11 protein-coding genes are annotated in these 13,605 nt (G+C 34.0%); 1 reads left to right on the top strand and 10 read right to left on the bottom strand.

Annotated elements, in window-relative coordinates; genetic code table 11:
* Positions 1-57: 57 nt before the first annotated feature.
* Both ACECE_RS0212785 and ACECE_RS0212790 read right to left on the bottom strand, forming a co-directional pair.
* A complete protein-coding gene (locus tag ACECE_RS0212785) occupies positions 58-267 on the bottom strand; it encodes a helix-turn-helix domain-containing protein (RefSeq protein WP_010247678.1) in 210 nt (69 codons plus the stop codon).
* Entirely contained in the window at positions 264-743 is a 480-nt protein-coding gene (locus ACECE_RS0212790) for a DUF2975 domain-containing protein (RefSeq protein WP_010247680.1), read from the bottom strand. The genes ACECE_RS0212785 and ACECE_RS0212790 overlap by 4 nt, the downstream gene beginning before the upstream one ends.
* 297 nt (positions 744-1,040) lie before the next feature.
* Here ACECE_RS0212790 and ACECE_RS29410 point away from each other — a divergent pair, with 297 nt between their 5' ends.
* Entirely contained in the window at positions 1,041-2,381 is a 1,341-nt protein-coding gene (locus tag ACECE_RS29410; protein ID WP_010247682.1) for a sensor histidine kinase, read from the top strand.
* Positions 2,382-2,570: 189 nt separating this feature from the next.
* Here the strand turns inward: ACECE_RS29410 and ACECE_RS0212800 are convergent, their stop codons facing one another.
* From ACECE_RS0212800 to ACECE_RS0212845, 8 genes are all read right to left on the bottom strand, one after another.
* Positions 2,571-3,071, bottom strand: coding sequence for a DUF1648 domain-containing protein (locus ACECE_RS0212800; protein WP_010247684.1), 501 nt, complete (start codon positions 3,069-3,071; stop codon positions 2,571-2,573).
* 100 nt (positions 3,072-3,171) lie between these two features.
* Positions 3,172-4,122: an alpha/beta hydrolase gene (locus tag ACECE_RS0212805; RefSeq protein ID WP_010247686.1), complete on the bottom strand. Its 951-nt coding sequence runs from the start codon at positions 4,120-4,122 to the stop codon at positions 3,172-3,174.
* A gap of 30 nt (positions 4,123-4,152) precedes the next feature.
* Positions 4,153-5,949: a hypothetical protein gene (locus ACECE_RS0212810; protein ID WP_010247688.1), complete on the bottom strand. Its 1,797-nt coding sequence runs from the start codon at positions 5,947-5,949 to the stop codon at positions 4,153-4,155.
* Between the two features lie 251 nt (positions 5,950-6,200).
* Positions 6,201-7,262, bottom strand: coding sequence for a leucine-rich repeat domain-containing protein (locus tag ACECE_RS29415; RefSeq protein WP_010247690.1), 1,062 nt, complete (start codon positions 7,260-7,262; stop codon positions 6,201-6,203).
* A 236-nt stretch (positions 7,263-7,498) separates the two neighbouring features.
* Complete coding sequence (locus tag ACECE_RS32625) at positions 7,499-7,690, bottom strand: hypothetical protein (RefSeq protein ID WP_162862543.1); 192 nt, start codon at positions 7,688-7,690, stop codon at positions 7,499-7,501.
* 1,583 nt (positions 7,691-9,273) lie between these two features.
* Entirely contained in the window at positions 9,274-10,563 is a 1,290-nt protein-coding gene (locus ACECE_RS0212835; protein ID WP_010247698.1) for a sensor histidine kinase, read from the bottom strand.
* Positions 10,560-11,300 carry a LytR/AlgR family response regulator transcription factor gene (locus tag ACECE_RS0212840; RefSeq protein ID WP_010247701.1) on the bottom strand — a complete coding sequence of 247 codons (741 nt, stop codon included), beginning with the start codon at positions 11,298-11,300 and terminating at the stop codon, positions 10,560-10,562. Before ACECE_RS0212840 ends, ACECE_RS0212835 begins: the two co-directional genes overlap by 4 nt.
* A 356-nt stretch (positions 11,301-11,656) precedes the next feature.
* Entirely contained in the window at positions 11,657-13,333 is a 1,677-nt protein-coding gene (locus ACECE_RS0212845) for a glycosyl hydrolase (protein WP_010247705.1), read from the bottom strand.
* Positions 13,334-13,605: the final 272 nt, after the last annotated feature.

A 13,605-nucleotide genomic window follows, 5' to 3' on the forward strand; every position in this document is an offset into this window, starting at 1 on the left:
CACTACCGTCTTGCTGTTATACTTACTCCAGTCTTCACTAAGTAACCCCTAACCGTTTTATTTTACCTCTTTCCTGTACTCCAAAATATCCCCAGGTTGGCAATCGAGAGCCTCACACAATTTCTCGAGCGTAGACATTTTGAGTGCCTTAACTTTGCCTGTCTTTATCATTGACACGTTTGCCATTGTAAAACCGACGCGCTCAGCAAGTTCAGTGACACTCATTTTGCGCTTCGCCAGCATAACGTCCACGTTTATTATTATCATAGAGTTCCCTCGCTTTCCTCTTGCAGGACGGCTGCTTTCGTTAGATAGCGAGAAAGAACAGCTGCTAAGAGGGCGAGAGCGACAGCAAAAATATCCCCAATAATGGACAAGAGAAGGATGCCGGGATGATTCATATCAAGCAAATGTAACACAACATTGCCGATGAACAGAAATGCTGCGTCGGACAAAAGCAATACCGACCCCATCTTGACCCATTTCGCTGTTAAGACGGTAAACACAGTTTCTTGCGTTACTGCACCCGACACTTTCCATACAAAAACGAGTACGGCAAAACACGGCAGTGAGACCAACCATGCAAATATTAACCACGGCCAAAACCATCCACTAAATTCAGGATTTGCATTGATAATACTCCCGCCCCAAGATGGTATGACATAGATGCAGAGGAACAAACCGCATATAGCGGTGGCCATTACTGAAATGCGCATCAGGCTTCCCAAGGTTCTTGACGACATATAAAAACTCCTCCCTAACTTGACTTCTATTAAGCATATCATATCACATACATAAACAAACCACAATAATTTTTTATTGTAAAACAATAAATAATTATTTCGTCAAGGTAACAAGATGAACGTATGCCTTTATTTCAACGCCGTTCTATTTTTTCAATTTCTGTTCATCTGCTATGGTAAGCAAAAATTCTACTCTTTTTATATTAGCAAACACATAATTTATTAATATTATCTGGATGATATATATAGCATGGGTTGTAAATAGCTAAAAATCTATATAATAGGGGTTAGTTGCATATGAAAAATATTAATTCCAAACAATTTCTCGATTCAGTACAAAAGAAAGGTAACTATTACTTGTTTTTGTTAGTTATTGGTTCGTTTGTATTTTCATTGATAATAACGCTGTTTGCAGAAATCGGGCCAAAAGGCAAAATGGTTAGCTCTGCTTTGATGCTACTTGATATAAGCATCACAATATTTGTATATTACTCAAAACTTATACCGTCTTATAAAAAAAAGTATTTATACGCTATATTTGCATATCTGTCTTTACCTGTTACAACATATTTTCAGAACGGTTCTATAGATAATACATTTGTATCATTTACAATTTTAGTTTCTGCCATGATATGTGCTGATTATATATATCTATTATTTGTTACATCTATAGCAGTACTCCTAAATATATTAATGTATATAGTGTCTCCAGATGCCTTTTTTTCAGCATTAAGTTTTGATCAATTTATTGCTTTTATAGGTTTCTTGTTTATTAATGGAATTATACTTTCCTTCGGTGTAAAATTAATTGTGAACTATGAAGAGCAAAATAAGGAATTAAAAATGCTGCATGATAAACTTGAAGCAAACATGAAAGAACTCAAACTGACTCAGGATAAGTTAATTCATTCCAATAAACTCGCAGGCTTAGGGCAAATGATCGGAGGTATTTCACATAATTTAAAGACACCAATAATGGTTTTGTCCGGAGTAGCAATAAAGTTGGAAGACCTTGTAAAAGAATATCAGGATTCTATTTTTAATGAAACAGTTACAAAAGATGACCATAACGAAATTGCTGCTGAAATGAATGAATGGATACAAAAAGTAAAACCTCAATGCAAATACATGAATGATATAATATCTGCAGTTAGTGGCCAAACCTTGAACCTGAACAACTTCAAGGAAAGTGATTTCAAATATAAACAATTTCTTATGAACATCAAAATATTATTGATTAATGTGGTCAAAAGTAAAGGCTGTGAGTTAAAAGTTAACAATTATATCGAAGATGATTTGGTTATATCCGGCGATATGAATGCTTTAATACAAGTTCTGAACAATTTAATTATTAATTCAGTAGAAGCATATAAAGGTCAAAAAGGCATTATTAATCTCGAAATCAGAAAAACAGAGGATACTGTTATGATATCTGTAATAGATTTTGCTGGAGGTATCAGTAAGGATATTCAAGATAAGCTGTTTAAAGAAATGGTTACAACTAAAGGTACTGAAGGTACAGGTTTGGGCCTTTATTTATCATTTTCTACAATCAAACAATATGGAGGAGATTTATGGTTTGATTTCGTGGAAGGCAAAGGGACATGCTTTAATATTTTATTGCCAATGAAAAAGTAAGTGTGCGTAACAACAACAAAAGCCCCTGAAATCAAGGACTTTACATTGTATTGAAACTTAATTATTAGTTTTTCATTGTTCTTGAAAAATTCTTCTTCTAATTGATTTGCCATTTGTTAAGGTTGCTTTGTTGGGAGTGCTAAAATAACGTCATCCACTTACTCTCACCACTGTTATTTGCTACATTTCCTATTTGTTCTTAACTGATTGGTATATAAAATATCCCAAAGGAACAAATACCAAAATCAAAGTAATTGGAAGAAAAAGAATTCCAAGCTCTGATTTCTGATGCAGCGCTGAATTCATAATGGCATACTGAATATAAGTAAAAATGACCACTATTACCAGCTTTAAAATTCTCATCAACCGAGCTGCTTTTGTGTATTGAATTTCTGCATTATCTTGTGTTATTTCAACTGGATAACTATAAATATGCGGAAACCTTGACATAACAGTTAATAGTGTGTATAAGAATATAATAACTGGCAATAAAATAAACAGCGTACTTTTACTGCCATAACTGTCTATCTGCCCTGAAACGTTAAAATGTTTTGGAATTATATCAGGTAGTTTGACCCAACCATAAATTAATATTGCAACATAAATAATAACACCAATTACCGCCATAACCTCCAGATAAATGTCTAGCATAGTCAACGAAATTTTAATTTTCGGACGTTTATTCTCCATAAGCAACCCCCATTTCTTTAGTCTACTTTTCAAACTTCTTACATATTATTATATTCTTTTTGAAATGATTAATCACGAATTTTTTCAAAAATGGTACTGGTTACTTCCTCTGCAAACTTTTCTGAAGTATCAAAACTCGAAGAAATTCCTTTTCTTTTTCGATATGAATACCATGTCCGCAGTCAAAACGTACACTGCTACAATTAGGGTTCAATTGTAAGACTTGTTCCAAATCTTCTTCATCAAGAGCCGCCAAAAGTAGACCGTCATCGTTTTTATTGGTTTTGGCTTTCATAAAAACAGTTTCGCATTGAATATTTCTTAGAATCTCCTTATGAGGAATATCGGAATGGAAACTGTCACAATAAAAAGCTTCTCCAAATAACGGATCGTAATCATTCATCCCACAGAAACCGCTAAGTGCTGCTTTGGGCCAAAACGGAACTTTCAAATTTTTATCTGGGTGCTTTTCGCGATAACGTTTTGCGGCAGCAGTCAGCTTCTCTTTTATTTTTTCTCTAGACTTTTCGGGGAAGAAATTCCAGGCATACTGATTGGAAAAGTAATATAGCACAAAATCTTTTTCATCAAGTTGGTTGTTGAATCGATGACAGATTGTGGACAAATCCACATAGTTGAAAGTCTGGAATCTTCGTTCTCCTTGAGAAGCAAAAAACGGAGGATCTTCCAAATACAGTTTCGAACACAACTCTGTAGTGGCCGCAATATAGGCCGCAATTAGCCCTCCTGATGAGTGACCCACCAAAACGACCTTATCCTTTACCACTTCTCGAATAAATTGGGATATCGCTTCCGAGATGTCCTTAATGTTATATTTTTCAGCATCGTGTAGGCTCTTTCCGTGTCCGTAACAATCCACAGCGTAGACATGGTATTTCTTTGACAATGCCTTAAATACATTGGCATAGCTTGTGCTGTCAACGCCCTGTGCATGAATCATTACAATGGGTTGCAGGTCATTTTTTATTTCGTAGTAATGAAGTTTTATTTCCGCATTTTTATAGAATGCAGAATATAATTTTTTGTGCATACCGTAACCTCCTGTTTGGGACACTCTTGGTTATAATTCATCTACCGAAAATATTATCTGCGTCTCTCCTTCTGCAAATCGAATCTCTATCTGCATTACTCCATCCTCTTCTACGTAGGTTCGAATCAGATCTGTCAAGGCATCGGATTTTGTTTCTTTTAAAGCCTGTTGTTCCAAATCTTCTGCCGTTATTATCTTATTTAGAATAATGCTGCTCTCTTCCTCTTCGGATACAAGCTTGCAACCATGCTGTAACAGATAGTCACGATAATCTGTGCAGTTTTCCCAGGATGCATCATATAAATACAGTCGTTTCCTATATTGATCTGTATATGAAATCTGCTTCAAAGAAGGCTCCATTTGTTCCGGAAGTGGAACCATATGAAACACAATGTCCATAATCTCATCTGTGTGTTGATTGAACTGAAATAACTGATTAAAAGTACCATCCTTCTTTGTTGCTGCCCCAAACTGGAATACCAACACGGCTATATAAAGAAGAATCATTACAACTTTGATATTTCTATATATATTACTATTCTTCTTTATTATCTGATAATCTGAAAGCATCCATCCGATTTTGCTATAATCCAATTTGGTTTTACAATATTCACAGTTACCCCCGTCCAGAATGTTGATATTTCCGCCACAGTCCGGACATTTATATTCCTGTATGGCAAAATAGTTATTTTTCAAAATTGCATCTGTTCCCGACAGTCTGCATTTCACCTTTTCATAACAATTTTTTATCCTTTTGCCATCATACCAAAACAGTCGTAAAGTTACTACTGCCTCTATTTCATATTGACTTCCATTTTTTCCAGCACTTTGAAAAACCAGCCTTGTCATACTACAGTCAACTACATTCTTATAATTTGCCACTAAGTTTCCAAGATCAAATGTTGCAAAGGAAGATACCTTATGAGCATCATCTGCCATATGAATACTTCGAAGCTTATATTCCAGGTTCTGATAAAAATCATACGCAGAAAAATTCGGAATTACAGCCTTTACTTTTTCTTCTCCCAAAATATTTTTCTGATAAAATAAATATAAAAAAACACCCAAAATTGCAAATAGAAATAACATGAGCATAAGGCTTTTTAACAGTGCCGGGACATATGTTATTGCAAACAGTCCAGGAAGAAGTGATGCAATAGCCTCTTTCCCATTATTTCCGGCTTGGAGCAGTGAAATCAGTACGATAAATGAAAATATCCCTAAAGCTACAATCAGAACTGTTATTATACCTAATGCAAGGAGTCCTTTAAAAAAGGTACTTCTTGACTTCTTATAGGTGTTTTCCTCCAGTGAAAATCCAGATACTTTAGTTTCAAAATCATTTACTACATATTTTGCACCACAGTAATCGCATCCATCAATAAAGGCAGCTATCTTCCCAAGATGACCACAATTTGGACATTCAGCCGAATCTCCAATTACTTTTGATTTCAGCAAGTGTACATGAGATATTTCTTTATTCTTTTGCTTATAAATTAATTTCTCACCACGATATATCTTTCGTTCTGCTATTACATCTCTACTATTGCTTTGAACAATATTACTACCATCTGTTTGAGCATCAACAACACCAGTATCAACCATCCTTAGCATTCCATCTTCATAAATGTTTACATCCAATAAAAGGCCTTTTTGATCCAGCCTCTTTTTTGATATCTGTGTACTCTGCCAAAATGGTTGTGTCACCCTATCAGCTAGACTCTCTTCGGTTTCTTCTCCTCTAAAAAATTTATTCCAGAATCCCCAAAAATGAGTTTCTTTTTTCTTTATATCTGACACTATCTCTTGGTTATTTGTGTTATCCATATTGACCACCATCTTTCATATACTATATTAACCATTAATTCATATAAATCAAGTGTTTCTATCTAGTAGATGCTGTAACAATAAGAACATCGCCTACGTTAAAAGAGCTTGGTTCATCAATGATTTCAGATTCAACGGAATCTAAAGATTCTCTTATTAATTAACCCTGTAATATCCTTTACTATCAAGGGAATAATCAACTGCCATAGCCAAAGATATAGGCTTAATCGCCTGCTATAAAAATGATTTCATCATGATGGTGGTAATGTCCCTTTACCTAGCAAGTAACTCCTTATATGTCCAAAGTCGATTGAATTGATACTGGTACTTCTATCAACATCTGCCGCTTCTAACCCCTTTTCACCTGCGGGGAACTCAGAAATTAGTCCAAGTAAATACTTTCTCATATACCCAAAATCAATTGAATTTACCTTACCATCATCATTAACATCACCTAGTGCAACTTCTATAATCCACACTTCATATTTCATTCCACTTACTGCAAAATCCAGTTCTGATTTGTGTATAGCATTAGGAGTTGATGAATTGTATAATGGGTTATCATCTATATATAAATAATCCAAACTTCGGAGATTACTAAGTGGGGCTATATCATTTATTCGATTATCAGCTAACTCTAAATCCTTCAAGTTGGTAAGATTACTAAGTGGTGTCAGGTCTTTAATTTGATGATTATAAGATAAATATAGCGTTGTCAAGTTAGTAAGGTCACTAAGTGGCGTTAAGTTGCTTATTTCATTAACAGCTAAATCCAATTCAGTCAAGTTGATAAGTTTACTAAGTGGTGTTAGGTCGCTTATTGAATTCCAATGCAACCATAGCTTATTTAAGTTAGTAAGATTCCTAAGTGGTGTTAAATCGCTTATTTCATTAACACACAATTTTAGACTTGTCAAATTAGTCAGATCACCCAGTGGTGTTAGGTCGCTTATATGATTAACACTTAAATCTAAGTCAGTCAATTCAGTGAAATTACTAAGTGGTGTTATATCTTCTATTTCTTTACCATTTAGCACCAAACTTTTAATATTACACACATCACTTTTGAGAATATTACCCTCAGGTTTATTTATTACATTACGTACAGCTGTTTCCAAATCTTTATCTTCAAAGACTATAATACTATCAACCTCTTTTTCTTTGTATGCTGAGTCTACTAAAGAACTGTATTGTGCTGAAGGTGTTTTTTGTTCTGTCACATCATAAGCAGATGTATTATTGATAGGTTGCTGGAATAGTAAAATTCCTATAGTAATACAAAAAAAACGCAACAAAGGAGTAATCCTTTTCATCCTAAACCTGCACCTAAATTAAAAAGGCATTGTTCGAATGCCTTTAGAATAATACTTGCTTCTCTTTTAGTTAAAGTGCAACATATTCAACATTCACCAAAATAATATCACAATCTAAACATTTTGTTAATAGGACATTACCATTCCATTCAAGCCTCTCAAATGATTTGGCTCTTTCAAGTTCCATATCCCGTCTTTTCCTTCTTACATACTCACAGACGGTCCGTAAACTTCCATTAAACGAATGTTACCTGACAAGCATATACCTGTGAGGCTGTGTGCCTTTGCTTTCTAGGTACATGGCTGTCCTCAATAAGCCAGGTATCAACGATTTCTTTATACGGCTCCATTACCAGGCTTTTTCTGTACCTTGGGCTAACTTTTAGATTCCAGTCATCCTTGTCCGCATACTTTTTGCTGTTCTCCAATCAATTTTTAGTATATCAGCAATTTCATTAATGGTTAACCCTTCTATTTCTCGTAAATATTTGATATACTGTTGTTGTGGCATTTTCAACATCCTTTCATTACCCCCTCGTTATTTACTGGTCATAAACAACGATATGGGATCTATGGGATGCTGACAAGTGCCTTTTTAAAAAATTATATTTGCAATTATGCTATGTATTTTTATGCTGCAAAACTATGTACTTTTATTATACTAAACACAACATCCCTGTTGTAGCTCTGGCTAAGCGGGATACCTGAGACGTTAGTTGAAATTTCTTGTACGGACACCCCATCCATGGGGCGATTTTTTGGCAGTTTTTTGTAGGCTTTATTAATTTTATGTTAATTCAGTAAATGGCCTAGAACTTAGGAGGAAAGAAATGAGAAAGCGATTATCAATGAACTTTACTTACATCATGTATATACTTTTTATAGTTTGGACTACAGTTATGTTGTTTACAGTTTATAAGCAACTTGAGTATCCATTTGATATAAGTGTCATAATTGGGTATGTAATTTTTCTTTTTCTCTTTTTTTCTATCTTATTATAAATACCATTGTAGGAGTTAAAAAATTAAAATGGGTTGAAATAAGGAAAAGGTTACTTAAATTTTTTTCTTTGTTTGTTTTATGTAGCGGCATAAATTTTGTTTTTCAATATTTTTTAAAACAATCCCAGATAGATTTTGGGAAAGCTTTGGTTACCCCTTTAGGTTTGGCTTTAGGTGTATCATTTTTTGATTTAGCATTCTTAAAAAAGGAGAATGGTTAAGTTTTAAGTATTTGTATTATATGACATTGTTGGATTTTGAGTACCTACCGTACGTAGGTACGCCTTGTTAAGCTATAACCCCCGTGTATCAAACAGTAATAAATCATGAGGGCAATTTGATATAGAAATTGTACCAAACTGTTTCGTCAACGCTGAGTCAAAATATTGGGAAGGAGGCAAACACAATGAAAACAAGAAAACCCTTAGCAGTATACCTTTTATATGGGTTACAATAGGAATATACTTTTACATATGGATGTTCTATACAATGAATGAGTTAAATATCATCTCAGAAAAAAGTGTGTTTAATTCCAGGCTGGAATGGAGCTTTACAAAGTTATAGACGTGTATGCATTTGCCAATTCTTCATATTTTCTGAGCAATTACATTTAATTTCTTTTCGCCCTTGAGCACTTCTAATGCAATTTTTGTTTTGAATTCAGGAGTGAATGTTCGCTTTTTATAGATAACCGACCATCCGTTTATTGTTATTTTATTACGTCAGGTTTATTATCTTATTGCAAAACTTTTTCGAGTTTTCTTAGACCACTATAAAATGTATATAAGAAATATAACTTAGATTTTATTGTCGCATAATTACATAATATTAAAAAAAACAAAAAAAGGGTCACTTTTCACTTAAAAGACCCTTTTTATCACTTAAAAAGTTTAATTTTAAATCCTATGAATATATAGATAACGAACACTAAAGTTAACTCAACATGGCACTTAAACGTTATCTAATATAGATGAAAAACATCCTTTAAATTTAGTTTTAAAGTTTTTCATCTATAAAATAACTCTAACCCGAAAAATTCCATTTTCCATGTTATAAACCAGTTGTCCATCATAATTATCCACAAAAATCATGACGCTTTTAGTGCCCAAGCCATGTCCTTCACTTTCAGAAACCGGATATCCGTTATTATCCATAAGCACATTTCCCACGTATGGATTTTCAATTTCAAATACTATTTGTGGTTGAGAAACAAATGTGAAATTTATATATCTTTTTTTAAAATCAGAAATCTTTTCACAGGCCTCAATAGCATTTTCCAATAAATTCGAAGTAACTATGGAAAGCTCCAACTCATTTACCGACAGCTTCTCAGGAATATCCAACCTTGTATTAAACGAAATGCTTTTCTTTTCAGCAACAGACGCATAATATGTGATTGCTGCATTTACTGTTGTATTGCTGCAAAATTTCTTTTGCACCGGAGAAGCATATTTGCTTTTTTCTTTAAGCAGTTCAATAGCTTTTTCAGTCATTTCGCTTTGGAGAAGTTCCATGATTGTATTGTCAAAATGTCTTCGATCATGATTTTCAATACGGCTCTTCTTACTGCTTTCATCTATTATTTTCAGCATGTTCTGCATATAATTCATCTGCGATATCATCAATTCTTCATTAGCCTTTATCAGAAGGTTCTTTTCCTTCAACTCATATTCACTAGACATAGTCTTCAATGTGATAAAAACTCCAATATAAGTAATTATAGCAAGTGCAATAAGAAGCATCAACGGCACAATATTTTCTATCATCATTGCTTCAATATTGCCTTTAAGAAATATATAATATGAAAAATTGGCTAAAATAACTGCCGACGTAAGAAAGAATATCCTCCATTGCTCCTGTATCTTTTGATTAATAAAATGAGCATAACGCCTGTATAATATAATAAGAATAAAGAAAAGCAAAAATCTTAGCAATGTATGAGAAAATGGAGGATATGGCATATATCTGGATATTGTATAGCTTAACACCACTATAATGATATATGCATTTGTTACAGTAATAAAATTAAAAAGCCAGCTCATAAATCTAACCTTGAAAATAGGTATGCTTATAATACATGCCATTATAATTATTACTAATTCAAACTTTGCCAAGTTTGTATAGTCTCTTTTTGAATAAAAACATATATTAAACGCTACATCTATGCATACAACCATAATTATAAAAATTGCTGTTTTCTTTTTGTTGTACTTCAATTGCCCCATATTAGTAAGCAATGTCATATACATAACATCAGTTACCAACCCACGGAGAATGTCCCAAAAAACGGCATAAGTCATATAATGTTACCACCTTTTCCTAGTATGTATTCTAAATAAGTATCTCTTGCTTGACTTTTACGCTTTTGAGCTATTGGAATTAAATATCCCCCTTGCATTTCAAATGCATCCTGAGTCATACGTTTAACCTTGTACATGTTTATCACAAAGGATGTGTGGGGCTGCAAGAAACGCTTGTCTTTAATCAGTGGTATAATGTGCTCTGAAAATGGGATTCGGTTTGAGATAGTTTTTACGGTTTCTCCGTTTTGAAGAGTATATATAACTATATGCTTATTGTATTCGCAGAAAACAATGTCTGAAAAAGCAATATTTCTGTAGAAATCTGAAGTTCTGATACAAAGGCTCTTGTCTATGTAATTTTTAACCTTGGATACAGCAAGAGATAATGTGTCATATAATTTTTGTTTTTCGATAGGTTTTAATAGGTAATTTATTGGATTTGCTGCAAATGAATCAATGGCAAACTGTGGCTCTGTTGTGGTATAAATTATCTGAGCCTCCTTGTCTGACAGACGGATTTCCTTACCAAGAAAAATTCCATTAATCATAGGCATGACAATATCAAGTATGTAAATATGAAACAATTCATTTTCACATGCGTTCAAAAGGTCATTGGGATGTGAAAAGACCTTAATTTCAGCTTCAAGCTTCACTTCAGTACAGTATTCTCTAGTCAAACTGCAAAGATTTTCTAACTGCTCTTTCATATCGTCACAAATAGCTATCTTTATCATAAGACCCCTCACCATCATTCAGATTTCAACATTTTGTGTAATCTGTAGCCAAGCTTATATATCAAATTTTATAGCACTCTTCCGGTGTTAAGTAGCCATTAGGTTCAACAATTCTTTTCATATTATAAACTATTTCGACATACTTGCTAGTGTATTTTAGACTTTTCTGAAAATGGAAAGGCTTGTAAAAGGGATACTGCGTATTTCAAAGCTGCCTTATTCTCCATTGTAATATAAACGCCAAAAACTTACAGCCAGCTAAATCAAAAAATCAATTTAGCTGGCTGCTTTTAATTGGTACAATAACTGTACTTTATAACTAATGTATTAAAACTTAGGTATTAAAATCTAATGCATTAAAAACCTGACTTGATTCCAAGTAAAACTTGTTTCATAATAGCAAAATCAATTGAATTGGTTTTTCCATTATCATCAACATCAGCCGCTTTAAGCTGTTCATCCGTTAAAGTAGAATACCCCAGCAAGTACTTTCTAAGGAAGGCAAAATCAATTGCATTAAATTCACCATCTCCATTTAAATCGCCTTTTCCTATTGTTTGGGTAGGAGGTGTAGCACTTGGAATTTCCGTTGGTTTTACAGATAGGTCTAATTCATCCTTTGTTTTTACATATGTACTGTTATAAACCTTTTGAACTTGGCCCATATCGTTTTGTGTACTGTTGGTTATATAATCTACCCATGTGCAAAACCAGGACCATCCTGCCTTTTCTGCAATCAACTTGTCAGGATCTGGCAATGTTCCATTTTCAGACATTGTAACAAGTTTCTTTCCCTGATACAATGACACCAAATTCCTGAATGTAGCCGAACTTGCACTGTAATCTCCACCATTTAAATAAATATCAGCACCTATTATATCTACATACTGGTCACCTGGATACCATTTTAAGGCATCCTGATTATCCGATGAAGTCCATACCCAAATCAAATTGTTCAGTTTATTATAGTTTGTCAAGCGGTCATACATTAATAAATATAATTTCTTGCAGACATCAGGTCCTTTAGCTCCCCACCAGAACCATCCTCCCTGAGCCTCATGTAAAGGTCTCCAGAGTACAGGAACCCCTGCATCCTGGAGCTTTTTTAGCTGTACAGCTATGGCGTCAATATCCCTAATTAAAAGTTTATAATTTTCTGAATCAGGATTAGAAATTGCTGCAGATAAGTCAAAATTGGTTGAATCGGTGTAGAAACCTCTCCACCACTCTTTTCCTGTTTGGTTTATAAGATCAGTGGGAGCATTCCAATGCCAGCAGAAAGTTACAATTCCACCCGAGTTCCACCATTCTATCGCTTTATCTGTTTCAGAGGATTTTGTTCCGAATTCCACTCTTGAAGGCGAATAATCCATGAAATCAAAGCCTCCCAATGCAGGCTCTCTACCGGTATTTTCACTCAACCATTGCGTTTTATCTACATCCTGCAGCCCTGCAATTATACTTTTTCCGTAGTTACGAGCAAGAAAAGACATCAAATTTCTTGCTTCCATTGTTGCATTAGGATTTACCAAGGAATCGGATACTGATAACGGTGGATCTTCAGGCGCCTTCTCCACTTTAAAGTAATCAACGTCAAACCATCCCCAGCTTTTTACTATTTTTATTTCATTGGAACCGGAGTTTAGCATTATTTTCCCTACTGAAATCTCAGTAAATACTGCTGACTGTTTAAACTCCACACTTGCCTGTTTATTGCCGTTTACATAGATGTCATTGGTCTTGTCGCCAAATTCCGATGCATAGCCAATTGACAGATAATACAATCCGGTTGATCCAATAGTCAGATTTATGGCAACTGAGTCTCCATCATTGTCAAAACCGCTGACATATCCTGTTCCTGAGAAACCAGCCCTGGAAGATAATATATTTGTACCTGTCAGTCTTCCATTTTCCACTTCATAAACAACTGCCGAATCATCCGCAAACAGTATATTGTTACCTGTAAACAAATTAACAATTAACATAAATACCAGTATGAGAACAATTTGCTTCCTGGTTTTTAATTTGTACATACTTAACTCTTCTCCTTATAATAACTTTTAATTGCTCGTATTTTCTCGTTTAATATTTGAATTCCATATCAATCCAAAAGCTTAGTCTGGACAAATATTGAACATTATTATAACGATGGATTATACTGTCTTACTGGGTCACGCGCTAATGGAAATGTATGTATCCTTAATAAAGAATCTAAATCTATATTTTTTATTGTTATCACCTATCTATTATTATATCATTTTTCAACGTTCAAGGGTAGTTTTGCGCATTTGAATATCTTCAATCT

Source organism: Acetivibrio cellulolyticus CD2, from assembly GCF_000179595.2.
Classification (GTDB): Bacteria; Bacillota; Clostridia; order Acetivibrionales; family Acetivibrionaceae; genus Acetivibrio; species Acetivibrio cellulolyticus.